The 25,308-nt window shown below is 66.5% G+C and carries 22 protein-coding genes; 7 read left to right on the top strand and 15 right to left on the bottom strand.

Features of this window, described 5'->3' with window-relative positions; genetic code table 11:
* A partial coding sequence (locus R2601_RS00360) for a S8 family serine peptidase (protein ID WP_007791871.1) occupies positions 1-1,771 on the top strand: 1,771 nt, incomplete at its 5' end.
* Positions 1,772-1,871: 100 nt separating this feature from the next.
* Here R2601_RS00360 and R2601_RS00355 read toward each other — a convergent pair.
* Entirely contained in the window at positions 1,872-2,957 is a 1,086-nt protein-coding gene (locus tag R2601_RS00355) for a phosphatase PAP2 family protein (RefSeq protein ID WP_040544179.1), read from the bottom strand.
* 197 nt (positions 2,958-3,154) lie between these two features.
* Between R2601_RS00355 and R2601_RS00350 the strand changes: the two genes are divergently transcribed.
* Complete coding sequence (locus tag R2601_RS00350) at positions 3,155-4,756, top strand: AfsR/SARP family transcriptional regulator (protein ID WP_007791865.1); 1,602 nt, start codon at positions 3,155-3,157, stop codon at positions 4,754-4,756.
* A gap of 14 nt (positions 4,757-4,770) precedes the next feature.
* Here R2601_RS00350 and R2601_RS00345 read toward each other — a convergent pair whose 3' ends face one another.
* Positions 4,771-5,259 carry a MarR family winged helix-turn-helix transcriptional regulator gene (locus tag R2601_RS00345; protein WP_040544177.1) on the bottom strand — a complete coding sequence of 163 codons (489 nt, stop codon included), beginning with the start codon at positions 5,257-5,259 and terminating at the stop codon, positions 4,771-4,773.
* Positions 5,260-5,527: 268 nt separating this feature from the next.
* Here R2601_RS00345 and ectA point away from each other — a divergent pair, with 268 nt between their 5' ends.
* From ectA to R2601_RS00325, 4 genes are read left to right on the top strand one after another with little or no spacing between them, the layout of a single operon-like run.
* On the top strand, positions 5,528-6,064 hold the full coding sequence (gene ectA, locus R2601_RS00340; RefSeq protein WP_007791861.1) for a diaminobutyrate acetyltransferase: 537 nt from the start codon (positions 5,528-5,530) through the stop codon (positions 6,062-6,064).
* A gap of 52 nt (positions 6,065-6,116) precedes the next feature.
* Positions 6,117-7,391, top strand: a complete 1,275-nt coding sequence (gene ectB, locus R2601_RS00335) for a diaminobutyrate--2-oxoglutarate transaminase (RefSeq protein WP_007791858.1) — start codon at positions 6,117-6,119, stop codon at positions 7,389-7,391.
* A gap of 6 nt (positions 7,392-7,397) precedes the next feature.
* Positions 7,398-7,790 carry an ectoine synthase gene (locus R2601_RS00330; protein WP_007791856.1) on the top strand — a complete coding sequence of 131 codons (393 nt, stop codon included), beginning with the start codon at positions 7,398-7,400 and terminating at the stop codon, positions 7,788-7,790.
* Between the two features lie 3 nt (positions 7,791-7,793).
* A complete protein-coding gene (locus R2601_RS00325; protein ID WP_040544173.1) occupies positions 7,794-9,224 on the top strand; it encodes an aspartate kinase in 1,431 nt (476 codons plus the stop codon).
* A 276-nt stretch (positions 9,225-9,500) separates the two neighbouring features.
* Here the strand turns inward: R2601_RS00325 and R2601_RS00320 are convergent, their stop codons facing one another.
* Positions 9,501-10,445 (bottom strand): hydrogen peroxide-inducible genes activator, encoded by a 945-nt coding sequence (locus tag R2601_RS00320; protein ID WP_007791850.1) that lies wholly within the window; start codon positions 10,443-10,445, stop codon positions 9,501-9,503.
* Between the two features lie 170 nt (positions 10,446-10,615).
* Between R2601_RS00320 and katG the strand changes: the two genes are divergently transcribed.
* Positions 10,616-12,829 carry a catalase/peroxidase HPI gene (gene katG, locus R2601_RS00315; protein ID WP_007791847.1) on the top strand — a complete coding sequence of 738 codons (2,214 nt, stop codon included), beginning with the start codon at positions 10,616-10,618 and terminating at the stop codon, positions 12,827-12,829.
* A 254-nt stretch (positions 12,830-13,083) separates the two neighbouring features.
* On the opposite strand, the gene R2601_RS00310 is transcribed toward katG, so the two are convergent.
* The 12 genes from R2601_RS00310 to glnT all read right to left on the bottom strand — a co-directional run bounded on the left by R2601_RS00310 (position 13,084) and on the right by glnT (position 25,216).
* Positions 13,084-14,004, bottom strand: coding sequence for a CehA/McbA family metallohydrolase (locus R2601_RS00310; protein ID WP_007791844.1), 921 nt, complete (start codon positions 14,002-14,004; stop codon positions 13,084-13,086).
* A gap of 77 nt (positions 14,005-14,081) precedes the next feature.
* Positions 14,082-14,993 (bottom strand): ABC transporter permease, encoded by a 912-nt coding sequence (locus R2601_RS00305; protein WP_007791828.1) that lies wholly within the window; start codon positions 14,991-14,993, stop codon positions 14,082-14,084.
* Positions 14,990-16,063 carry an ABC transporter permease gene (locus tag R2601_RS00300; RefSeq protein ID WP_007791825.1) on the bottom strand — a complete coding sequence of 358 codons (1,074 nt, stop codon included), beginning with the start codon at positions 16,061-16,063 and terminating at the stop codon, positions 14,990-14,992. The genes R2601_RS00305 and R2601_RS00300 overlap by 4 nt, the downstream gene beginning before the upstream one ends.
* On the bottom strand, positions 16,063-17,574 hold the full coding sequence (locus tag R2601_RS00295; RefSeq protein ID WP_007791821.1) for an ABC transporter ATP-binding protein: 1,512 nt from the start codon (positions 17,572-17,574) through the stop codon (positions 16,063-16,065). The genes R2601_RS00300 and R2601_RS00295 overlap by 1 nt, the downstream gene beginning before the upstream one ends.
* Before the next feature lie 7 nt (positions 17,575-17,581).
* The gene (locus R2601_RS00290) at positions 17,582-18,679 is read right to left on the bottom strand and encodes a BMP family ABC transporter substrate-binding protein (RefSeq protein ID WP_007791812.1); all 1,098 of its coding nucleotides are present in this window, start codon (positions 18,677-18,679) and stop codon (positions 17,582-17,584) included.
* A gap of 19 nt (positions 18,680-18,698) precedes the next feature.
* Positions 18,699-20,054 carry an amidohydrolase gene (locus R2601_RS00285; protein WP_007791809.1) on the bottom strand — a complete coding sequence of 452 codons (1,356 nt, stop codon included), beginning with the start codon at positions 20,052-20,054 and terminating at the stop codon, positions 18,699-18,701.
* A 1-nt stretch (position 20,055) separates the two neighbouring features.
* Entirely contained in the window at positions 20,056-20,730 is a 675-nt protein-coding gene (locus tag R2601_RS00280) for a glutathione S-transferase family protein (protein ID WP_007791807.1), read from the bottom strand.
* On the bottom strand, positions 20,727-21,572 hold the full coding sequence (locus R2601_RS00275; protein ID WP_007791805.1) for an aromatic ring-hydroxylating oxygenase subunit alpha: 846 nt from the start codon (positions 21,570-21,572) through the stop codon (positions 20,727-20,729). Before R2601_RS00275 ends, R2601_RS00280 begins: the two co-directional genes overlap by 4 nt.
* Entirely contained in the window at positions 21,569-22,195 is a 627-nt protein-coding gene (locus R2601_RS00270; protein ID WP_040544966.1) for a Rieske 2Fe-2S domain-containing protein, read from the bottom strand. Before R2601_RS00270 ends, R2601_RS00275 begins: the two co-directional genes overlap by 4 nt.
* 157 nt (positions 22,196-22,352) lie before the next feature.
* Complete coding sequence (locus tag R2601_RS00265; RefSeq protein ID WP_007791800.1) at positions 22,353-22,595, bottom strand: hypothetical protein; 243 nt, start codon at positions 22,593-22,595, stop codon at positions 22,353-22,355.
* A 250-nt stretch (positions 22,596-22,845) separates the two neighbouring features.
* Complete coding sequence (gene purU, locus R2601_RS00260) at positions 22,846-23,730, bottom strand: formyltetrahydrofolate deformylase (RefSeq protein ID WP_007791799.1); 885 nt, start codon at positions 23,728-23,730, stop codon at positions 22,846-22,848.
* A 169-nt stretch (positions 23,731-23,899) separates the two neighbouring features.
* Positions 23,900-25,216, bottom strand: a complete 1,317-nt coding sequence (glnT, locus tag R2601_RS00255) for a type III glutamate--ammonia ligase (protein ID WP_007791797.1) — start codon at positions 25,214-25,216, stop codon at positions 23,900-23,902.
* Between the last annotated feature and the right edge of the window lie 92 nt (positions 25,217-25,308).

Below are 25,308 nucleotides of genomic sequence, written 5' to 3'. Positions count from 1 at the left end.
CGAGTACCCTATCTATCGCGCGCTCGGCACGCCCGACAACGCCTTTGCCGACCTGTTCGAGGTGCTCGACGACGGCACGCCGGTGGCGCTCGATCCGTCCAGCGTCGATCTCGATGCCGCCGAGAGCCTGCAGCCGGCGCGCGAGACCGGGCGCAAGGAGAAGGGGCAGCCGATCGTTGCGGTGATCGACGACGGCATCGGGTTTCTCAATGCGCGCTTCTGCAAGGCCAGGCGCAAGGGCCGCGGCACCGCGCTCAAGACCCGGTTCGAGGCAATCTGGCTGCAGGCGCTGGAGCGCTCCGGTCCCGGCGACCGGAGCGCCTGTCTCGGAGAGGTGCTCGAGCGCCGGCAGATCAACGCCCTGCTTGGCCGCGAGGGGCTTAACGAGACCGGCGAATACACCACGCTGAACGCGCGCCTCGCGCGCGCCGACGCGCGGCGCTCCACCGATTTCGGCACCAGCCACGGCACCCACGTGCTCGACCTCGCCGCCGGCAGCGAGCCTGACGACAGGGACAACCCCGCGCGCGACTGGCCGCTGTTGGGGGTGCAATTGCCGCCGCAGGCCATTGCCGACACCTCGGGCACCAAGTTCGAGAGCTATCTCGTCGACGCGGTGCGCTGGGTGCTGCGCCGGGCCGAGGCGATGGACCCACGCGCACCGGTGATCATCAACCTGTCGCTGGGGATGCTCGCCGGCCCCAAGGACGGCACGCGCTTTGCCGAGTATCAGGTCGCCCGCGAAGCGCGGTTCTGGGAGCAGGTCAAGGGCCAGCCGGTGCGCGTGGTCTGGTCGTTCGGCAACGACTATCGCAAGCGGCTGGTGGCCGGCCTGTCCTACCCGGCCACGAAGGCGCGCAGCGACAGCGAGCAAAGTATCGAATGGCGCGTCCAGCCCGGTGATCTGACCGAGAGCTATGTCGAGATCCGCGCCGAGCCCGGCCAGCCGCTCGAGGCGCTCGAGATCGGCGTGACCACGCCGGCGGGTCTCTCTTCCGGGGTCTCGGGGCTGAAACCGGGCGAGGTCCGCAACCTGACGAAGGGCGATCAGGTTGTGGCGCGGATCTACCACGTGCCCGAGCACCGGCTCGATCCCGACACCCTGCAGCGCAATTTCTACCTGCTGGCCCTCGCGCCCACCGCATCTCTCGATCTCGAACCGCTGGTGCCATCGGGCGCCTGGCACCTCGCGTTCCGCTACGATGGCTGCGACGCATTGAGCCTCGAGCTGCAGGTGCAGCGCGACGACAGCCTTGTCGGATACCGCGCCGGCGCGCGGCAGAGCTATTTCGAGAGCCCCGAGGGCTATGGCTGGAATCAGGAGTTCTTCGATTACACCCAGCTCGAGCCGGACTGCGCGATCAAGTATGCCGGCACCCACAACGCGCTTGCCACGGCGCTGACCCGGCAGGTCTTCCATGTCGGGGCCGTCCGCCGCGACGTGCACGATGACCGCCTGCCGCCCTCGGATTACTGCGGCGAAGGAGCGGCGTGGTCCGTGCCCGGCCCGACCGTCTCGACCATTGCCGACCGCAGCTTCCTGCGCGGCGGGGTTCAGGGATGCGGCACCCTGAGCGGCAGCACCCGCTTCCTCAACGGCACAAGCGCCGCCGCCGGCCGGCTGAGCCGCGCGCTTGCGCTCTCGTCCAAGGAGCTCGTGGCCAACGCGACGACGCCGCATCTGGCCGATTTCAACACCAAGCGGGTGAGCCTGTCCCCGGTCTCCGAAACCGACCGCGCACGGCTCGGCAGCCACGTGGTCATGCTCTGAGGCTTTCCTCGACGGCAGAAAGGAATAGGCCGGGACCAACGGGCCCCGGCCACTCGCTAAAAAGAGGCCGCATCCGCGACCCCCACTGGTTAAACTGAAATTAGCCTTCCTTGAGCGCCTTGCCCCACATGGTGCGCAGCCAGTCGGGCACAACCGACGGGTCGATTTTGACCTTGGTCTCGGTGATTGCGCCTTTCTTGTCGGCAATCTGCTCCGACATCAGTGCAAGGTTGAAATCGCCCTCGTAGTCGCGCCCGTTGAAGCAGCGCGCCGTGGTCTCGTCGCGCTCGTCGAGCAGATTGACCAGCGCCTCGGCCATGGTCACGCCAAGCACGGCGCCGGCCATGCTGTCGGTCGGATAATGCACACCCGCAACGGTGCGGTTGATCGCGATCCGCTCGGCCTGCCGATAGAACGGTGTCTGCTTGGCCAGCAGCTCGGTCGGGTCGAGCGGCTTCGAATGATCGTGGCACAGGCGGCTGAGCAGGGTCGCGGCGGCGAAGCTCTCGGTCGCGTGGCCGCTCGGCCAGGCCCCGTGTCCGGGGGTCTGGATGATCGGCTGCACCTGGTAGGCCAGCGTGATCGGACGCGGCACGTCGAAGCCGAGCTTCACAGGCATCTCCACATGGGTGCAGAGCCGGAACACCGCCTGCGTCAGCGCCAGCTGCCACTTGGTGGCGGCGGACGACATGTAGCTGACGCTGGCAAAGAACGATTGGATGTTGCTGGTCTCCACGCGGATCTCGGACAGGCGATCATAGCGCAGATCGGCGGCGGCGCGCAGGAAACCCAGCTGCTTTTCCTCGAGCACCTTCATGCGCGGACGCTGCAGGGTCACGAGCGGATTGCCCTGAAAGCTGACGGTGCCGCTGGTGTTGGTGATGTCGCTGTGCTCGAAGCTCACGTCGTAGAGGCTCTGGATCGCCTGATCCATCACCGCCCGGCGCGGCGCGGTGCCAAGGCTCTTCACCGCCTCCCAGGTCGAGCGCCCCTCGACCCGCGATGCGCGGCTCGGCAGACCGTCCCAATACCCGACCGTGCCATCACGCGCGCTCCCAAGGGCAACACTCAGGGCCGAGGAGCCACCGCCCCCTTCATGGCCCTCGTGCCCTTCATGTCCTTCATGACCCTCGTGGCCCTCATGTCCTTCGTGGCCTTCGTGACCCTCATGACCGTAAACCGGCATTCCCAGCGTCCCCCGAGAAAGTAATTTCAGAAATCGAATAAAAACGACTTTCCCTGAAACTGACAGAAAAACCGGCTCTGCGTCAAAACCTTGTGCCCATGGCGCGAATGATTCACGGACAATTCACGCCCGTTGCCGGATCTGTGAGGCAGTGCTACCCTACGTAAAGTTGATTGTTTCCCTGGCTGGACAGCCTTATGCGCGACACCGCCCCTTCCCTTCGGATTTCGGTGCTCGGCCCCCTTCGCGTGGAGGCCGGTGAGGGCCTCTGTCTGACCCCGAAAGGTGCGAAGAATCAGGCGCTTCTGGCGCTGCTCGCGCTCTCGCCCGAGATGTCCCGCCCGCGCCGCTGGCTCGAAGACAAGCTCTGGAGCCAGTTCGGCCCCGAACAGGCCAGCGCCAATCTGCGGCAGGCGCTGAGCAAGCTGCGGAGCGCGCTCGGCGATCACGCCGATGTCCTGCGCGCCGACCGTGCCACCGTGTCGCTCGATCCGCTCGCCCTCTCAATCGACTTGCGCGATGACGGCCTGCGCTTCGATCAGCGCACCGAGCTGCTCGAGGGGCTGGACGCCCGCGATCCCGAGTTCGAGGAATGGCTGCGGATGGAGCGCGCCGATCTGCAAGCCCGGCTGTCGCAGGCCGAACCGAAAGAGGCCAAGGGCGTCCTGATCCACTGCCGCTCGACGGCACCGGCCGAGGATGGTGCCAACATCATGGCCGACATCCTCGCCAATCAGATCGGCGAGAACATCGCCGAGCAGATCCGCGCGTGGCGGCAGGCCAACGACCCCGATCATCCCGCCGAGTTGCCGGTGAGCGACATCTCCCTCACCTGCGACATCCTCAAGACGACCGACGGCCACACGCTCTTCGTCAAGGGGCTGCACGTGCCGAGCGGGCGCATCCTCTATTCCAAGATGCAATCGATCAGTCATCTCGAAGCGATCCTGCACAGCGACGAGATCGTCTCCAAACTGGTCTTCGAGGCCGCCGACTGCATCATCGGCAAGCTGCCGCAGGTGCTCGACACCAACCGCCCCGAAAGCCGCGCCACGGCGCTGTCGCGGCTCAGCATGTACCGCATGTTCAGCTTCGAGCGCGACGCCCTGCGCGAGGCCTACTCGCTGCTCAAGCAGGCGCATGAGCTTGACAGCAACGGCATCTACCTCGCCTGGAGCAGCATGGTGCGGATGATTCAGCTGCTCGAGTTGCTGGAGGACGACCGCGACGCGCTGCGCGAGGAAGCCATTGCGCTGAACTACCGAGCGATGGAAGCCTCGGAGGACAATGCCCTGGTGCACGCGCTGATCTCGAAGGTGCGTGGCACCGCGCAGCGCGACGCGGCTGGCGCCTTCGAGCTTGCCGACACCGCGGTCAATCGCAACCCTGCCTCTGCCTTCGCATGGAAGTCGCTGGCCGAGGCGAACATGCTCAAGGGCGACGTGACCTCGGCCTTCGACGCTTCGGCCCGCGCCCGCGCGATCGCGCGCAGCTCGCCGTTCAAGCAATGGTGGGACATGGGGCACTGCATCATCTCGATCGCCTGCAACCGCCCGCACGAGGCCATCGAGGCCGGCGAGGCGGCGGCCCGAGCGGCACCGTTGTCGCGCCCGGCGCATCGGCACCTGTTGGCGCTTTACGCGCTCGACGGGCAGCTCGACAAGGCGCATGCCACGGCGGTGAAACTCGGCAAGATCGAGCCGGGCTTCTCCATCGACCAGATCATCAATGATGAGAACTATCCGGTGCGCACACTGCGCAACAAGGGGCTGCTCGAGCCGATCCGCGCCCTGCTCTGAGGGTGCGCGCGGGCCTAGTTGGCGCGCTTGTCGTGATCGAGCGCACCGACGGTCAGCACCGGCGAGGCATCAATGTCGCGAGCATCGAGCATGGCGGCAACGCGTTCGAGCGACGACAGCAGCTGCGCCTGCTCCCAGTCCTCAAGACGTTCGAATTCGCGCACGAATCGCTGTTGCAGCGCGTCCGGGGCCCGGTCGAGCGTGGCCTCACCCTTTTCGCTGAGCACCACGTTGATCTGGCGCCGGTCCATGCTGGACTGGGCGCGGTTGACCATGCCTTCCTTCACCAGCTTGTCGACAAGACCGGTGATGGTGGCCTGGCTGACGCCCATCTGGGTCGCGAGCGCCTTCGGGGTGGTGGTTCCGCCCTTCATCTGCACGATCTGCATCACTCGCAGCTTCGCCGGCGTCACTCCAGCCGCGCTGGCCAGGTCACGTTCGTAGAGCTCTGTCGCTCTCAATATGCGCCGTAAAGCAATCAAGCTGTCATCCGTTCGATCCATCGGACCCACGCCTCGCAGTGTTTGTGGACGGGCCTTTGTTGCATGAAACGGGCGGATACTTCAATCGACTAAGCATCTCGCCCTGTATTTTCGCTTGCCTAAGGATAATGCTTCGCGAAAAAGTTTCAAGACACCCCATATTTCCTTGATATTTCAATAAGTTAATGAGAAATCAGCAAACTTCCTCCAAAAAACTACTTAGGTGGTTGAAACTTTATCTAGCCTCGCATAGTTTACCACTCAAAGGAAAACAGAGGGACCTGACCCGATGCCGAAAGACAGCTTCACGTCCAAGCAGGACGACCTCCTGCTCCGCAAGCCCGAGGCCACCGATGGCGCCGCCATCTGGGAGCTCGTGCGCGCGTGCAAGCCGCTCGACGAGAACTCGATGTACTGCAACCTCGTCCAGGCGGAGCACTTTCGTGACACCTGCGTTGTGGCCGAGCTCGACGGCGATGTCGTCGGCTGGATCTCGGGTCACATGATCCCCAACAAGGACGCCTACTTCGTTTGGCAGGTCGCCGTTGGCCCGGACGCCCGCGGCCTCGGCCTTGGCCGCAAGATGCTCACTCACCTCGTCGAGCGTGAGGAGTGCAGCGATGCCAAGGAGCTGAAGACGACCATCACCGAAGACAACGATGCGTCCTGGGGTCTCTTCCGCAGCTTCGCCCGCTCCATCGGCGGCGAGCTGACCGACGAGCCTCACTACGAAAAAGAAGTTCACTTCGACGGGCACCACGACACCGAACACTTGGTGACGATTTCCCTGCCGGAGATGGAAGAAGAGCTGGCAAGCGCCGCCTGATCCGTCCCCCGTCGATCTTCACTGATATAAAGAAGTCCCGAAAGGACATCTCATGACACGCGATATCTACACGCGCCGCGAAAGCGAAGCGCGCTCCTACTGCCGTAGCTTCCCGACAAGCTTCGTGAAAGCCAGCGGCTCCATCCTCACCGATGAGTCGGGCCGCGACTATATCGACTTCCTCGCCGGCTGCTCGTCGTTGAACTACGGTCACAACGACGCCGACATGAAAGCCGCGCTGATCGAGCACATCTCGAATGACGGCGTGACCCATGGTCTGGACATGCACACCGACCAGAAAGAAGCCTTTCTGACCGTCTTCGAGGACATTATCCTCAAGCCGCGGAACATGGACCACAAGGTGATGATGGTCGGCCCGACCGGCACCAACGCCGTCGAGGCGGCGATGAAGCTGGCACGCAAGACCACCGGTCGCCACAACATCGTGGCCTTTACCAATGGCTTCCACGGCATGACCATGGGCGCCCTCGCCGCGACCGGCAATTCCGGCAAGCGCAATGGCGGCGCGATGCCCCTGCAGGGCGTCACCCACCTGCCCTACGACGGCGCCTTCGGCGACGGCGTGGACACGCTGGCACAGATCGAGTGGATGCTCGACAACCCGTCCTCGGGTCTCGACGCCCCCGCCGCCTTCCTCGTGGAGCCGGTCCAGGGTGAAGGCGGTCTTAACGCCGCCTCCAAGGAGTGGATGCAGGGCATCGCTAAGCTCGCCAAGAAGCACGGCGCGCTGCTGATCGCCGACGACATTCAGGCTGGCATCGGTCGCACCGGCACGTTCTTCTCCTTCGAAGAATTCGGCATCGAGCCGGACCTGATCCCGCTGGCGAAATCGCTTTCGGGCATGGGTCTGCCCTTCGCCGCGCTGCTGGTGAAGCCGGAGCTCGACGTCTGGAAGCCGGCCGAGCACAACGGCACCTTCCGTGGCAACACCCACGCCTTCGTCACCGCCCGCGTGGCGCTGGAGAAGTTCTGGAAGGACGACTCGTTCTCCAAGGACATCCAGAAGAAGGCCCGCATCGTCGAAATCGGGCTCACCTCGATCGCCGACATGGTCGACGGCGCCCGCCTGAAGGGCCGCGGCCTGATGCGCGGCGTCGACGTGGGCAACGGCGATCTCGCCGGCGAGATCTGTGCCGAAGCCTTCAAACGCGGTCTCATCATCGAGACCTCGGGCGCGCATGACGAAGTGGTCAAGGTGCTCGCACCGCTGACCACCACGGAAGAGCAGTTCGCAAAAGGGTTCGAGATCCTGCGCGACGCCACCCGTGCCGCCCTCACCGAAACAAGCAAGATTGCAGCGGAGTAACCCGACATGATCGTTCGCGACTTCAACGAGCTGAAAAACACCGACAAGCACGTGGCCGACGCCCAGTGGACCTCCACCCGGATGCTTCTGGCACAAGACGGCATGGGCTTCTCGTTCCACATCACCATTCTCGAAGCCGGGTCGGAGCACACGTTCCACTACAAGCACCACTTCGAGAGCGTTTACTGCATGCAGGGCAAGGGCTCGATCACCGACATCGCCACCGGCGAGACGCACGAGATCAAGCCGGGCGTGATGTACGCCCTGAACCTGCACGACAAGCACATCCTGCGCGCCGAGGAAGACCTCCACATGGCTTGCTGCTTCAACCCGCCGGTCACCGGCACTGAAGTGCACCGTGAAGACGGCTCCTACGCGCCGGCAGAGGAGGTGGCGTAAGCCATGGCCCATCATACGGTTGAAAAGATTGGCGGGACGTCGATGTCCCGCCTCGACGAACTGCGCGACACGCTGCTGATCGGCGGTCGCGAAGGTGCCGAGCTTTATGGCCGTATCTTCGTGGTCTCCGCCTTCGGCGGCATCACCAACCTGCTGCTCGAGCACAAGAAGACCGGCGAGCCGGGCGTCTACGGGCAGTTCGCCGAGAGCGACAACACCCACGGCTGGCACGACGCGCTGAACCGCGTCGCCAACGCGATGATCGAGGCGCACACGTCGATCCTCGAGCATCCGGCCGACGTCCAGCAGGCCACCGACTTCGTGCGCACCCGTATCGACGGCGCGCGCAACTGCCTGATCGATCTGGCCCGCGTCTGCTCCTATGGCCACTTCCGCCTGTCCGAGCACATGCTGCAGACCCGCGAGCTGCTCTCCGGTCTCGGCGAGGCGCATTCGGCCTATGTCACCGTGCTGATGCTGCAGCGCTCCGGCGTCGATGCGCGGCTGGTGGATCTCAGCGGCTGGCGCGGCGACGGCGATGTCAATCTCGAGGAACGCATCCTCGGCGCCCTCGAGGGTGTCGACCCGATGACCGAGATGCCCATCGTCACCGGCTATGCCCAGTGTAAGGAAGGCTTGATGCGCGAGTTCGACCGCGGCTATTCCGAGGTCACCTTCTCGCATCTCGCCGCCCTCACCGGCGCGCGCGAGGCGATCATCCACAAGGAGTTTCACCTCTCCTCGGCGGATCCGAACCTCGTGGGCCAGGACGCCGTGCGCAAGCTTGGCCGCACCAACTACGACGTGGCCGACCAGCTGTCGAACATGGGCATGGAGGCGATCCACCCGAAAGCCGCCAAGACCCTGCGCCAAGCCGATGTGCCGTTGCGCGTCACCAACGCCTTCGAGCCGCAGGACCCGGGCACGCTGATCGACGACCAGCCGGCGGACGCCTCTGCGGTGGAGATCGTCACCGGTCTCGACATCATCGCGCTGGAGCTGTTCGAACAGGACATGGTCGGCGTGAAGGGCTATGACGCGACGATCCTCGACGTGCTGACGCGGCACGACGTACGCATCGTATCGAAGGTGTCGAATGCGAACACGATCACCCACTATGTGGATGCCTCGCTCAAGTCGATGCGCCGCGTGGAGAAGGATCTCGAGAAGCTCTATCCCTCGGCCCGGATCTCGTCGCGCACGCTGTCGATGGCGTCGGTCATCGGGCGCGACCTCAGCGGGCTGGCCTGCCTGCAGCGCGGCCTGGTGGCGATCGCCGGGGAAGGTCTGGAGGCCATCGGCGCCAGCCAAGGCCCGCGCAACGTGGACGTGCAGTTCATCATGGAGCGCGACATCCTGAAGCCGGTGATCAAGGCCCTGCACAAGACCTTCATCGAGGCGCAGGACAAGCCGGAAATGCAAGAAGCCGCCTGAGACGCGGCCCTGTAAGGCAAACTGACCGCCCCGCTCCGCGCGGGGCGGTTTTCTTTTGGCCGGTCGCGTCGCCTTCCTCTGACCCCAGCGCTTTCGGCATGGGACGGCCTGCCTCCGGCGGGAGTATTTTTGACGAAGAGAAGCCAGCGGCGCAGCGCTCCTGGCTTCTTTGGTTCAAAAATACCTCGGGGGTGAATTGGCGCACAGCGCCAAGAGGGGGCAGCGCCCCCTATCTCCACTCAAGGCACGCCTCCCCTGCGATAGGGGCGGCTCCTGTCACGGCGCTTCATCAGCCGCAGCGCTTGCGGGCAGCTGCGCGGCGGTCTCGGTGGCTGCGCAGCCCACGCATCGGACGATCTCGGCGATGCGGGCGAGCTGCTCTCCCAGCGGTGTCGACTTGCGCCAGACCATGCCGATGGTGCGTACCGGCGCCGGCGCCGGCAGCCGCGCCAGCGAGACCTGCGCGGACCGGGTTTCGATCGGCAGCGCCATCTCGGGGATCAGCGTGATGCCGATCCCCGCCCCAACCATCTGTACCAGCGTCGAAAGCGAGCTGCCCTCCATCAGATCGCGGGTCACCGAGGGCGAGAGCTTGCAATAGGACAGAGCCTGATCGCGGAAGCAGTGCCCCTCCTCGAGCAGAAGCAGCCGCATCTCGTGCAGCATGCCCGGATCCGGCACCGGCTTGTTGGCCTCGCCGCGCCCGCGTACCAGCACGAATTCCTCGTCGAACAGCGCCACCTCCTCAAGCCCCGGCTCCGAGATCGGCAGCGCCACGATGGCGGTGTCGAGCCTGGCCTCGTGCAGATCCTCGATCAGCGTCTTCGTCACCGCCTCACGCGGCCGCAGGTCGAGACCGGGATATTCCTGCGCCAGAGAGGTGATGACGCGCGGGAGCAGATAGGGCGCTACGGTGGGAATGACGCCGATCCGCAGCCGGCCCACCAGCGGCCCCTGCGCCGCGCGCGCGAGATCGGCGAGGTCGTCGACCGAGCGCAGGATCTCTCCGGTGCGGGCGGCGAACTCCTCGCCCAGCGAGGTCAGACGGATCTGCCTTGCCCCGCGCTCGACCAGCGGCGCTCCGATCAGTGTCTCGAGCTCGCGGATCTGCATCGACAGCGCCGGCTGGCTGATCGCGCACAGCTCGGCGGCGCGTCCGAAATGCCCCAGACGGGCCAGCGCATCGAAGTAGCGCAGGTGTTTCATCGAGATGTTTGCCATAAGCGTGTCTTATCGGATGTTTAAGAAAATGCAATTGGGCTTTATGGCGCACCTTTGCTAGAACGATTCTAGCAAGGGAGACGAGGCCGACCGCGCCGGTTGCGACGATGCGTCGGGATGGCGGCCCCCAAGACCTGTATCGACACGCACGACGATCTCTGGAGGATATCATGGACGGACACACAGTCGAAGGCGACCTCAACGAAAGCACCCGCGGCAGCGGCGGCAGCGGCGGCAAGTGCCCGGTGATGCATGGCAGCCTGACGGCGCTCGGCACCACCGTGATGGATTGGTGGCCGAACGCGCTCAACCTCGACATCCTGCACCAGCACGATCTCAAGACCAACCCGATGGGCCCCGATTTCGACTACCACGAGGAGCTGAAGACGCTCGACGTGGACGCGCTCAAGGACGACCTGCGCCAGCTGATGAACGACAGCCAAGAGTGGTGGCCGGCCGATTGGGGCTCGTATGTGGGCATGTTCGCCCGCGTGGCGTGGCACGCGGCCGGGTCCTACCGTCTCTCCGACGGCCGTGGCGGTGGCGGCACCGGCAACCAGCGCTTTGCGCCGCTCAACAGCTGGCCGGACAACGTCAACACCGACAAGGGCCGCCGCCTGCTGTGGCCGATCAAGAAGAAATACGGCAACAAGATCTCCTGGGCCGACCTGATGATCCTGTCGGGCACCATCGCCTACGAGGTCGCCGGCCTGAAGACCTTTGGCTTCGCCTTCGGCCGCGAGGACATCTGGCACCCTGAAAAGGACACCTACTGGGGCTCCGAGAAGGAGTGGCTGGCCCCCTCCGACACCCGCTACGAGGAAGTGTCGAAGCCGGACACCATGGAGAACCCGCTGGCCGCCGTGCAGATGGGCCTGATCTACGTGAACCCGGAGGGCGTCAACGGCGTCTCCGATCCGCAGAAGACCGCCGACCAGGTGCGTGAGACCTTCGCCCGCATGGCGATGGACGACGAGGAAACTGCCGCGCTGACCGCCGGTGGCCACACCATCGGCAAGTGCCACGGCAACGGCAACGCGGATGACCTCTCGCCCGAGCCCGAAGCCGCCGGCCCCGAGTATCAGGGCATCGGCTGGATGAACACCAAGGGCCGTAGCGTCGGCCGCGACACCGTGGTGTCGGGCATCGAGGGCGCCTGGACCACCAACCCGACCAAGTTCGACATGGGCTGGTTCGACATGCTCTTCGGCCACAAGTGGGAGCTTAAGAAATCCCCTGCAGGCGCCAGCCAGTGGATGCCGGTCGACATCAAGGAAGAGGACATGCCGGCCGATGTCGAGGATCCCTCGATCAAGACCATGCCGATCATGACCGATGCCGACATGGCGATGAAGGTCGACCCGATCTACAACGAGATCTGCCAGAAGTTCATGGCCGACCCGCAGTATTTCGAAGACACCTTCGCCCGCGCCTGGTTCAAGCTGACCCACCGCGACATGGGCCCCAAGGCCTGCTACTACGGCCCCGACGTGCCGCAGGAAGACCTGATCTGGCAGGATCCGATCCCCACCGGTTCGAGCTCCTACGACGTGGCCGCGGTAAAGGCCAAGATCGCCGAGGCCGGCATCCCGCTCGCCGACATGGTGGCCACCGCCTGGGACAGTGCGCGCACCTATCGCGGCTCTGACAAGCGCGGCGGGGCGAACGGCGCCCGCATTCGCCTTGCGCCGCAGAAGGACTGGGTCGGCAACGAGCCCGAGCGTCTGTCGGCGGTGCTCGCCAAGCTCGAGCCGATCGCGGCCGAGACCGGTGCCTCCGTCGCCGACGTCATCGTGCTGGCCGGCAATCTGGGTGTCGAGCAGGCGGCGAAGGCCGCGGGCGTCGATCTCGAGCTGCCCTTCGCACCAGGCCGCGGTGACGCGACCGACGAGATGACCGATGCCGAGAGCTTCGAGCCGCTCGAGCCGCTGGCCGATGGGTTCCGCAACTTCCAGAAGACCGAGTACGTGGTTAGCTCGGAAGAGATGCTGCTCGACCGTGCCCAGCTGATGGGCCTGACGGCGAACGAGATGACCGTGCTGATCGGTGGCATGCGCGCCATGGGCACCAATTTCGGCGCCACCAAGCTGGGCGTGTTCACCGAGCGCGAAGGGGCCCTGACCACCGACTTCTTCGATGTGCTCACCGACATGGCATACCAGTGGCTGCCGGTGGCCGGCGGGACCTACGAGATCCGCGACCGCAAGTCAGGCGAGGTGAAGTACACCGCCAGCCGCGTCGACCTGGTGTTCGGCTCGAACTCGATCCTGCGCGGCTATGCCGAGGTCTATGCCCAGGACGACAACCACGGCAAGTTCGTCAAGGATTTCGCTGCGGCCTGGACCAAGGTGATGACCGCCGACCGCTTCGACCTCGCGTCGTAAGCGCCGCTCGAACACGCGGGGCGGTGCGCCGCCCTGCAACGGGTCCGGCCCTGGCGCTCACGGCCCCCCATTCCCCCGCCGCACCAATGGTGTTGGCGGGGGTCTCTCTTGGCGATGCCTCCGGAGGCATCGACGCTCCGCGCGTCTGGTGAGGGGAGCAGGGGGCGATGCGCCGCTGGCTTCTCTACGTCAAAAATACTCCCGCCGGAGGCGTCCGGCGCTGCCACAGTTGCGACGGTCGGGAGAGCGACGCCTCAGCGCCAGATCGGGTTCGACCAGGCGCGTCTGCCGGCCCGGTCGATCACCGTGACGCGCAGCCACGGGCTGTTGCGGACGCGCTCGAGCGGCACCGTGGCAGAGGTCAGCGACTGGCCGTGCACCGCCGTGGCCGCCGACCCGTGGCCCTGAACGATCACGGTCTGCACTGCAGAGCACTCAACGGCGAGGCGGTCGTCGTCCAGGCGGACGCCGCGCAGCTCAGGGCCCTCGCTCGAGTAGAAATCGCCGCGCTTCAGCGCCGCGAGCAGGGCTTCGGGCGCGTTCTCCTCGGCCTTGACCATGACCCAGCCGCCGAAATGGTCGGGCTCGGTGAAATGCGCGTCGTCGGTTGCGATGAGGCTCAGACGACGGCCTTCCGAAAGCAGAAGGTCGGCAATGGCGGCACCGTCAGCCCGGTCGCAGCCGATGGCACAGCCGTGGTTGTAGATCTCGACCGCGTGGGCCGCCGTGAGGCTGCGCGCATCGTCCAGCGTGAGCCCCGACCATTGCGGATGGGCGATGGCGACGAAGGCCCCCGCGGCGCGGGCGCGGGCGGCGATCTCGGGGCCGCTCTCCTGCCCCTCGACGGGCGCGAAGCCCGGCGCGTGGGGTGGCTGGAACGCCGCTGGCAGCCCAACGGCAAGGATGTGCCAGAGCTCGCCATTGGCCATGGCGCCGGAGTGGATCTCGGCCCCGAGGATGGTGGTGAAGCCGGCCTCGCGGAAGGGCACTGTATCGGTGATCGGGTAACCGTAGGCCCCGATGAAATGGTCGGTCAGCGCAAGAAAGTCGTACCCTTCTGCGCGGTAGCGCCGGCAGACCTCCTGCGGCGTCAGGCAGCCGTCTGAGCGATCCGAATGGGTGTGCAGGTTGCCGCGCCAGAACCGGCCCGGTGCGCTGAAGGCGGAAAGCGTCATCGCCTGTCTCCTCTTGACGTCCGGCAGGGCCTAACGCGCAGGCGCGACGCTTTGATGACAGGGCCGGCCCTTCGCGCTCAGCGGCCGAACGGCTCTCCCAGCGAGGCCACGCCGTTGATCTTCAGCAGCCGCTTGTTGGCCGAGATCGCGCCCAGCACGAGGATCGTCACGATATAGGGCAGGCTCGCCAGCAACTGCGAGTTCAGCGCAACGCCACCGGCCTGTGCGGCGAGCTGCGACAGCGATACCGCGCCGAAGAGCACCGCGCCGAACACCACCCGGCCGGTCATCCACGTGGCGAAGACCACCAGCGCCAGCGCGATCCAGCCACGCCCGGCGATCATGCCCTCGGCCCAGAGCGGCGTGTAGACCGTCGCCGCGTAGGCGCCCGCGAAGCCCGCCATCAGCCCGCCGAACGCCACCGCACCGTAGCGAATGCCGATGACGTTGTAGCCAAGCGCGCGCGCCGCGTGGGGGTTCTCGCCCACCGCGCGGATCACCAGCCCGAGCTTGGAGAACCGCAGCGTGGCCCAGATCGCAAGCGTCGCCAGAAGGCCGAGCCAGACCACCGCATCCTGCGAGAACAGCCCGCCCACCAGCGGCAGATCCGACAGCCCCGGAACCGAGAGCTTGGGCAAGCCCGGCACGGTCAGGCTCTCGTAGCGCTTGCCGAAGAGCGCCGAGAGCCCCTGCCCCAGAATGCCGATGGCGAGCCCCGCCGCGACCTGGTTGGCCCGCACCGCCAGCGCCAGCCAGGCGAAGACCAGCGACAGCGCCGCGCTCGCCAGCCCCGCCGCGACGAAGCCCATGGCGTGGCCGCCGCTCTGGCGCACCACGATGAAAGCCACCACGGCGCCAAGCGCCATCATGCCCTCGATGCCGAGGTTGAGCACGCCGGAGCGCTCGGCCACCAGCTCGCCAAGCGCCGCGAGAAGGAACGGCATGGCGGCGGCCAGCATACCGGCGATGATGAAGGACAGCGCGCTCATGCCGGCGCCTCCTGCCCGTCGCGCACCAGCCGGTAGCGCACCAGCACGATGGCCGCGAGGTAGCAGCACAGCAGCGAGCCCTGGAACACCCGGACCGCGGCCACCGGCAGCCCTGCCGAGACCATGGCGTTGTCGCCGCCGATATAGAGCGCCGCCATGAACAGCGAGGAAAACAGGATGCCCACCGGGTGCAGGCCGCCCAGATAGGCCACGATGATCGCCGCGTAGCCATAGCCCGAGGAGATGCCGCGCTGCAGCTGTCCCATCGGCCCCGCCACCTCGGCGGCGCCGGCGAGCCCCGCCGCAAAGCCGCCGATCAGCAGCGAGAGCCAAACCGCGCGGCCCTCGGAAAAGCCCGCATAGGCGGTGGCGTGCGGCGCCAGCCCGCCGACCACCAGCTGGTAGCCCTGAAAGCTCTTTTGCATGTAGACATAGGCCAGCGCGCTCCAGAGCAGCGCCAGGATCAGCGCCACGTTGACCCGCGTGCCCGGGATCAGCGTCGGCACCATCGCGTCCCACTGGAACATCACCGTCTGCGGGAAATTGAAGCCCATCGGGTCCTTCCACGGCCCCACCAGAAGGTAGGCGAGCAGCTGCGCCGCGATCAGGCTCATCATCAGCGTGACGAGGATCTCGGAGGCGTTGAGCCGCACCCGCCAGAACGCCGGCAGCACCGCCCAGAGCGCGCCGCCCACGCCGCCCAGCAGAAGCATCAGCGGCCAGATCCAGCCGCCCGTCGCCTGCGGGAACCAGACGGGGATGGAGCTGGCGAAGATCGCGCCCAGGATGAACTGCCCTTCGGCGCCGATATTGATCACCTTGGCGCGGAAGCCGATGGCGAGCCCCTGCGCGATGAGCAGCAGCGGCGTCATCTTCAGCAGCACCTCCGAGAAGGACGACCACGAGACGAAGGGCTCGAGCAGCAGCGCGTAGAACACCGCCGCGGGATCGTTGCCCATGACGATGTAGAGCAGGAAGTTGAGCACGATGGCGAGCGCAAGCGCCCCCATCGGCGCCAGCACCGCCATGCGGCGCGAGGCGGTGGTGCGGCGGATCATCCAGATGCCCATCAGGCGGCCCCCTCTTCTGCGCCGATCATGTAGCGTCCAACCTCCTCGACCCGCGTCTCCGAGACCGTGAGCGAGGGCGACAGCCGGCCCTCGCGGATCACCTGGATGCGGTCGCAGATGTCGAACAGCTCCTCGATCTCTTCCGAGATCACCAAGACCGCGGCACCGGCGTTGCGCATGTCGACGAGGCGGCGGCGGATCTCGGTGGCGGCGCCGATATCGACGCCCCATGTGGGCTGCGAGACGAAAAAGAGCTTCGGAGCCAGCTCCATCTCGCGACCGACGATGAATTTCTGCAGGTTGCCGCCGGAAAGCGCCCCGGCCTCGGCCTGCGGGCCGGGGGTGCGCACGTCGTAATCCGCGATGCAGCGACGGGTGAACGCGTCCTCCGCGCCGCGGTCGATCAGGCCGTGCCTCACGAGGCCGAGCCCGTGCGCGGTGAGCAGGCTGTTGTCCGAGAGCGACATCTCGGGGATGGCGCCGCGGCCCAGCCGCTCTTCGGGCACGAAGGCAAAGCCCAGCCTGCGGCGCGCGGCGGCGCCGAGATCGCCCACCGGCTGGCCGAACATCATCACCTCGTCGCGCGCCTCGGCGTGGCGGCGGGTCTCGCCCGAGATCAGCCGTGCCAGCTCGCCCTGCCCGTTGCCCGAGACTCCGGCGATGCCGAGGATCTCGCCCGTGTGCAGCTTCAGGCTCACCGCCTTCAATGACATCTGGAACGGGTCGTCGGGCTGGTAGTCGAGGCCTGCGAGTTCGAGCAGCACCGGTCCCGGCTCACGCGGCACGAAGGGGCGCGGCGCGGGCATGTCACGGCCGATCATCATCTGCGCAAGATCATGCGCGTCATGCTCGCGCGGGTCGACATGGCCGGTCACCGCGCCGTCACGCAAGATGGTGGCGTGGTCGCAGATCGAGCGGATCTCCTCGAGCTTGTGCGAGATGAACAGGATCGAGACGCCCCGGTCGCGCAGCTTGAGCAAGGTCTCGAACAGCGTCCTGACAGATTGCGGCGGCAGTACCGAGGTCGGCTCGTCGAGGATCAAAAGCTTCGGATCGGTCATCAGGCAGCGGATGATCTCGACCCGCTGGCGCTCGCCGACCGAGAGCGCGTGCACATGCGCGAGCGGGTCGACCTCGAGCCCGTAATCCTGCCCGAGCTGGCGGATGCGGGCCACCAATGCGCGTTTCTTTCCCGGCACGATGAGCGAGATATTCTCCACCACCGTGAGCGTCTCGAAGAGCGAAAAATGCTGGAACACCATACCGATGCCCTGCGATCTTGCCTCGTTGGGCGAGCTTGGCGCGACCGGGTTTCCCTGCCAGCGCATCTCGCCCGCATCCGGACTTTCGACGCCGTAGATCAGTTTCATCAGCGTCGATTTGCCGGCGCCGTTCTCGCCCAAGATGGCGTGGATCGAGCCCTCCGCGACATCGAGATCGATGTCGCGGTTGGCCCGCACGGTCACGTAGCTCTTCGAGAGCCCCCGAAGAGACAGCAGCGGCGCCGGCATCGTGCGCTCAGTTCGGCAGCGGCGTGGTCACGCCGGCGACGTGCCAGTCCATCGAGACGATGGCCTCGTCGGGCAGCGTCTCGCCATCCTCGACGCCAACCGTCTCGTCCTGCTTGACGATGCGGCCGGTGAACGGGTGGAACGAGCCGTCGGCAATCGCCGCCTCGACCTCGTCGATCTGCGCCTTGGTCTCGGCGGGGATGTCCGGGTTCCAGTCTGTCACCTTCACCACGTTGTCCTCGACACCGAGGAAGGCGTTGCGGCCCTCGAAGCTGCCGTCCATGTGCGCCTTCACCGACTCCATGAAGAACGGCGACCAGTCGGTCTCGACGCAGCCCAGATAGTAGTTCGGCGCGTTTTCCTTCATCGAGGAATTCAGGTTGAACACGTAGGCGCCCGCCTCCTCGCAGACCGAGACCACAGAGGGCGTGTCCTGCGCGTTTGAGAAGATCACGTCGCAATCCTGCGCCAGCAGGGCGCGGGCGGCGTCCTGTTCCTGCGCCGGGTCGAACCACGAGTTCACCCAGACCACCGAGACCTCGATCTCCGGGTTGACCGCCTGCGCGCCCAGCGTGAAGGCGTTGATCGAGGTGATGAGTTCCGGGATCGCGAAGGCCGAGACCGAGCCCAGCTTGCCGGTCTTCGAGAGCGCCGCGGCGGCCATGCCCATCAGGTAGGTGCCCTGGAAGTACTTCGCCGCGAAAGGCGAGAAGTTCGGCGCGACCATGAACCCCGAGGCGTGCAGCACGGTGACATCGGGGTTGCGGCGGGCGATCTGCATGGCGCCGTTCTGGTAGCCGAAGCTGCCCGCGAGCAGGAACTTGGCGCCGTCCGAGACGACCTTGTTCATGATACGGTCGGCATCCGGGCCCTCGGGGATGTTCTCGAGGATGGTGATGTTCACGCCATCGCCATACTCGGCCTTGATCGGCTCGAGCCCTGCGGCCAGCGCGTGCGACCAGCCCACTTCGCCCACCGGCGAGGGCACGACAAGCGCGATGCCCAGCGGATCCTGCGCATGGGCAATGGAGGGGGCGATGCCGGCGGCAAGGCCTGTGGCGGCCGAGGTCTGCAGGAATCGGCGACGGTTCAGATGCTTCGTCATGTGTAGGTTACTCCCTGTTTTATATATCTATCTTGGCAAGCGCCGCTTCGGCCTCGACGACCATCTCGCGCTCATCGAGCCCGGGGAATGCCCCGTCGGCCCAGACGATCTTGCCGTTCACCATGGTCATGTCGGTGGCCGTGCCGATGCCCACCCGCGGGATCAGGCTCTCGGGATCGTGGCGGGTGCCGACGTAATCCATGCGGCGGCTGTCGATGGCGAAGAGATCGGCCGCCATGCCGGGCACGAGCTGGCCGATATCCGTGCGCCCCAGCAGCGACGCCCCACCCGAGGTGCCGTAGCGCAGGAATGTCGCGGGCTCGGGCACATTGTGGCTGCGGCTCGAGGCCACGAGGCATTGCAGCATGTAGGCCGAGTGCAGGCAGTGCATGAGGTTCGAGTTGTCGTTGCTGGCCGCGCCGTCGCAGCCCAGCCCCACCCGCACGCCAAGCGCCTCCATCGCCGGGATCGGCGTGACCTCGGCGCCCACGAGGTAGACCGGCTCGGGGCAGTGCGACACGCCGGTGCCGCTCGCCGCCATCTGGCGCAGCTCGTCCTCGGTCAGCTCCCAGCAATGGGCATAGAAGGTATCGGGCCCGCAAAAGCCCATCTCCTCGAGATAGTCGACCGTGCGCATGCCGTGGCGGGCGCGGATCACCTCGCTCTCGCCTTCGCCCACATGGCTGTGCAGGATCGCGCCCTTGTCGCGCGCGAGCCGGATGCTCTCGATAAAAGTCTCGCGGTAGCAATTCACCGGCTGGCACGGCGCCAGTGAGACCTGCCGCATCGAGAACGGACCGCCATCGTGATAGGCGTCGATCAGCCGCTCGCAATCGGCGAGGAATTCATCGGTGGTCTCGAGCATCTCGTCGGGGATGGTCGAGCCCTCGGATTTCGGCAGCGTGTTGGTGCCCCGCCCGGCATGGAAGCGCAGGCCGATCTTTTCGGCGGCCTCGAACTGCCGGTCGACGATGCCCTTCCCCGCCTTGCGCGGGAAGCAGTACTGATGGTCGAAGGCGGTGGTGCAGCCATGCTTGGCCAGTTCCGCCATCGCCGTCAGCGAGCTGTGATAGAAGCTCTCCTCGGTGAGTTGGGCAAAGATCGGGTAGATCCGGTCGAGCCACTCGATCACCGAGAGCTTGGTCCAGTCGAGCTCCACGCGGTTGCGCACGAAGCACTGGAAGAAATGGTGATGCGTGTTGACGAGGCCCGGGTAGACGAACCAGCCAGCCGCGTCGATCACCTCGGCCTGCGGCGCGCTCAGCCCCGGCCCGATCGCCTTGATCGCCGGACCCTCGGTCAGCAGGTCGACGTCGCGCAGCACCTCGTTGCCGGTCACCACGGCGGCGCAGCCTTTCAGCAGGTATCCGGTCATGTCAGGCTTGCTCCTTGCGGATCACCTCGGGCATCGGCCCGGGCTCCGGCTTCAGTTCGTGCAGGCGGTGGATGCCGGGCATCTCGATGAACCCGTCCAGCGCCCGGATCGCCCGCATCCAGAGCCGGATCGAGGGATACGGATCGAGCGGCAGCCCGCCATCGGGGGCGAGCGCCACATGCGGGAAGCAGGCGATGTCGGCGATGGTGGGCCGGTTGCCGGCGAGGAAGCTCTCGCCCCGCCGCCGCCCCGCCGAAAGAGCCGCCTCGAGCTCGCGCAGCGCCTGCGTGGCCTGCCCGCGCAGCGCGTCGATATCGCCCGGCGCCAGCAGCATGTCATGCGCCCGCGCGGCGCCTGCGCTGTCGGTCAGCCGCTGCGCGAAAGCCAGCCATTGCGCCACGCGGGCCCGCATCGCGGCCGTATCCTCGCCCAGCCAGGCCGGCGCGTCATGCGCGGCGAGATAGGTCAGGATCGCGGTGCTTTCGGTCAGCACCAGCCCGTCATCCGTGAGCACGGGGATGGTGCCCGCCGGGTTCAGCGCCAGCATCGGCTCGGAGAGGTGCTCCTGCCCGGGGTGGACATCGACCGCCCACAGATCGAGCCGGCGCCCGATCAGCGCCGCCAGCAGACGCACGCGGTAGCACGAGGGCGAAAGGATATAGTCGTAAAGGATCATGCCGCCACCAGTTGCGCGCCGTAGGTAAAGCCATGCCGCTTGAGCCAGCGGCGATAGGCGATCGAGGTCATGTCGGCCCGGGTCGGGATCTCCCGCCCGGGATCGAGCGGCAGCAGTGCGGGCAGCTGGTTTTCCAGCACCGAGCGGTCCTGCACGAAGATCATCTGCTGGAAGTGGATCAGGTCGGTCATCTCGGCATCGTCGTCGTAGAGCGCCATGTAGGGCCAGACATCGCAGAGCGTCTCGGTCAGCGGCTGCACGAAGAGCGCGATCACGTCCCACTCCCCGGGCTTCGGCGGGCAGGTCTTGTAGAGCACCGAACAGGTCGGCGCGCAGACCCGGTACATGTAATCGGTGGTGATGCCGCCTTCCGCGGATTTCGCGGCCTGCGGCTGGAAGAACTTCACCTTGGTGGCCCAGACCTCGTCGACATCGTCGCGGATCTCGACCTCGTAGCGCGCGACCTCCGTATGCGGCTCGGAGCCGAGGATGTCGGTGTGCACGAAGGGGAAATGCGCGATGTCGAGGAAGTTCTCGACCGCCCGCAGGGGCGAGCACCGCACCCGGCAGACGCCCACATCGACCAGCCGCCGACCCGGCTGGTCGACCTCGGGGATGGTGAACAGATCCTTCTCGGGCTGGCCCAGCGAGGTCCAGACATGGCCAAAACGGTCGATCACCGGAAGCGCGCGGCCCGTGCCGTCGGTGACGCTTGGCGCACCGCCCGCGAGGGCCACCCGGATCGGCTCGCCCATGAGCATCGTATCGCGGCCCTGCGCCGTGAGCTGCTTGGTCATTCCCACCGGGTACCACTGATCGCGCATCGCGCCCCCTTCGCTCATGCCGTCATCTCCTCTGCGGCTTCGACCCGGCGCCGCAGCGCCTCGACTTCCGCCGAAAGCGCGTCGAGCGCCGCCGGATCACTGCCCTCGGGCGCCAGCAGGTGCAGCCCCGCCGCGCCTCCGCGCAGCGGCTGGATCAGCGCCACCACCTGCGCGCCGCCGAGCACGGTCTCGATCACCGTGCCCGTGCCCCCAAGCGCCGCGGCCAGCGCCTCCGGCGCGGCCGAAACCTGCAGCGAGCGAAATGCCACGACCCCGGGAAACTCCGGCGGCGGGCCGTCTGGCGCCTCCTCGGCCACCCAGATCACCCCGCTGGCCTCGGCCACGGAGAACACCGGCACCCTGATCGCCTCGGGCGGGGTCAGCTCGGGATGGGCGGGGATGCGCACGCATTGCCCGCCCTCACCGTAACCCCAGCCATGGTAGATGCAGGACAGCCGCTCGCCGCGCACGAAGCCGTGCGACAGCCGCATGCCGCGATGCGGGCAGCGATCAGCCCAGGCGGCGATGCGCCCGGAGGCGCTGCGCCAGATCGCGAGGTCATGCGGCCCGAGCTGCCCCGGCGCGGCGGAGGCTACGGGGATGTCGTCGGAAAGCGCAGCGGGGGTCCAATCGGTGGGCACGGTGTCTCCGGTGTCGGGTGTGGGCGCTGACGCACACGGATCCGAGCACGCCGCGCCCATCATGCCCATCTCGGCCCCTCGACACCAGAGACCCGGCGCAGAAATCGCCCAGCAATTTGGCGGCACGCCTGAAAATAAGGCAGGCCTCAAAGCGCGCTTACGTGGCGGAAATCCGTTTGCGCACAATCGACTCGACCCAGGCGTCGATGGGACCGAGCAGGCAGCCCATCTCCATCGCGTCAAGCAGCGCCGGCGCGCCTTCGAACTCCACCGCCAGCCGCTCCGGCGCGCTGTCGCGCAGCCGCATCCCCACCCCCAGCCGCGCCGCGTGGCGCTCGACCCAAGGCAGGAAGAGCGGCGTGCCAAGCGCCCCTTCGATGGTGAATTCTTCCCGTGTCATGTCCGTCTCGCCGATCCGTCGCCAACCGGCGAAGCAAACGCCCTTTCCCGGCACCCGTCAATCCCTGCGCCCGGCCCGAAGCACCCGGCCGGTCGGCGCCGCGCGCGTGGCTCTGCCGGACGCCTCCGGCGGGAGTATTTTTGACGAAGAGAAGCTAGGGACACAGCGCTCCTGGCTTCTTTGGTTCCAAAATACCTCGGGGGAGTCCGCGGCACGCGGACGGGGGCAGCGCCCCCGGCAACGGTGGGACTCAGCCCATGCGCTCGGAGGCGTAGCTGCCCGGAGAGGCCGGGAACACGACCGTCTTGTTGCCGTTGAGAAAGACCCGGCGGTGAATATGGGCATGGATCGCGCGGGCCAGCACCTGCGCCTCGACATCGCGGCCAAGCGAGACGTAATCCTCGGGCGATTGCGCGTGGGTCACGCGCACCGTGTCCTGCTCGATGATCGGGCCTTCGTCGAGATCGGCGGTCACGTAATGCGAGGTCGCCCCGATCAGCTTCACGCCGCGCTCGAAGGCCTGCTTGTAGGGGTTGGCCCCCTTGAAGGAGGGCAGGAACGAGTGGTGGATGTTGATGATCCGCCCCGACATCACCCGGCACAGATCGTCCGAGAGGATCTGCATGTAGCGCGCCAGCACCACGAGCTCGGCGCCGGTCTCCTCGACCACCTCCATGATCCGCGCCTCGGCCTGCGGCTTGTTCTCTTTCGTCACCCGGATGCAGTGGAAGGGGATGTCGTGGTTCACCACCACCTTCTGGTAATCCATGTGGTTCGAGATCACCGCCACGATGTCGATCGGCAGCGCCCCGATGCGCCAGCGGTAGAGCAGGTCGTTCAGGCAATGCCCGAAGCGCGAGACCATGATGATGACCTTCATCTTCTCGGCCTCGTCGTGGAACTCGTAGTCCATCTTGAAGTTCTTCGCGGTCTCGGCGAAGCGCTCGCGCAGCTCCTCCAGCGTCGCATCCTTCTCCGACATGACGCTGACGCGCATGAAGAAATTGCCGGTCTCGAAATCGTCGAACTGAGAGCTGTCGGTGATGTTGCAGCCCTGCTCGGCGAGGAAGGCGGCGATCGCCGCGACGATGCCGCGGGTCGAGGGGCAGGTCACGGTGAGGGCGAATTTGCTCATGCTCAAAACTCCAGTCCATGGGCGGGCGCGTCATGCGCAAGGCCGGGTGTTGTGCCGCCGGGCCGCGACCCGGCACCGCCAGCCCGGTGTCTCTCAGACGAATGGCGAAGACGCTCCCGCGATGCAAGCCCGTCCGCGGCGCGCCACCCGGCGAAAGCGACGCGGTGGCTCAGATGTCGAGCGTGTGCTCGCGTTCCCAGTTGGAGAAATGCGACACGAAGCTGTCCCATTCCTCGCGCTTCTTTTTGATGAAGGAGGCGGAGAACGCCGCGCCCAGCATCTCTTTCAGCGCGTCATCGGCATCGAAGCTGCGGATCGCGTCGAGCATGTTCAGCGGCAGCCGCGGCGCGTCGGTCACGGTGTGGCCCTCGGCATACATGTCGATGTCGTAGCGCGGGCCGGGATCCGCCTTGGAGCGGATGCCCGAGAGGCCAGCTGCGATGATCACCGCCTGCAGCAGGTAGGGGTTCGCCGCGCCGTCGGGCAGGCGCAGCTCGAAGCGGCCCGGCCCCGGCACCCGCACCATGTGGGTGCGGTTGTTGCCGGTCCAGGTCACCGTGTTGGGCGCCCAGGTGGCGCCGGAGACGGTGCGTGGCGCGTTGATGCGCTTGTAGCTGTTGACCGTGGGGTTGGTGATCGCGGCCAGCGCCTCGGCGTGTTTCATGATGCCGCCGAGGAAATGCCCGCCCTGCTCCGACAGGCCCACCTCGCCGATCTGGCCGCCGGCATCGCCTGCGAAGGCGTTGGTTGTGCCGCTGGTGTCCCAGACAGAGATATGCGCGTGGCAGCCATTGCCGGTCAGCCCCTCGATGGGCTTGGGCATGAAGGTGGCGCGCAGCCCGTGCTTTTCGGCGACGGATTTGACCATGAACTTGAAGAAGCTGTGGCGGTCGGCGGTGACAAGCGCGTCGTCGAATTCCCAGTTCATCTCGAACTGGCCGTTGGCGTCCTCGTGGTCGTTCTGGTAGGGGCCCCAGCCGAGCTCGAGCATGTAGTCGCAGATCTCGGCGATCACGTCGTAGCGGCGCATCACCGCCTGCTGGTCGTAGCAGGGCTTGGCGGCAGTGTCGGCTTCGTCGGAGATCGCGGTGCCTTCGGGGGTGAGCAGGAAGAACTCGGCCTCGACCCCGGTCTTGACCCGAAGCCCCTCGGCCTCGGCCTCGCGGATCAGCTTGCGCAGGACGTTGCGCGGCGCCTGTTCGACCTCTTCGCCCTCCATGACGCAATTGGCGGCGACCCAGGCGACCTCGGGCTTCCAGGGCAGCTGGATCACCGTCTCGGGGTCGGGCACGGCGAGCATGTCCGGATGCGCCGGGGTCATGTCGAGCCAGGTGGCGAAGCCGGCGAAGCCCGCGCCTTCCTCGGCCATGTCGGCGATGGCCTGGGCCGGCACCAGCTTGGCGCGCTGGCCGCCGAACAGGTCGGTGAAGGAGATCATGAAGTACTTCACGCCCTTTTCCTGGGCGAAGGCGGCGAGGTCGGTCATATTTTGTGTTCCCTGTCGTCTGTGGCGGACCTCTGGTCGGGCCCGTGCGGCCTCTTCGGGGCCTTTGCGAGACTTCGGACCGCTTGGTGCGG

The organism is Salipiger bermudensis HTCC2601 (assembly GCF_000153725.1).
GTDB classification, from domain to species: Bacteria; Pseudomonadota; Alphaproteobacteria; order Rhodobacterales; family Rhodobacteraceae; genus Salipiger; species Salipiger bermudensis.
This window is presented reverse-complemented; position numbering and strand designations above follow the sequence as displayed.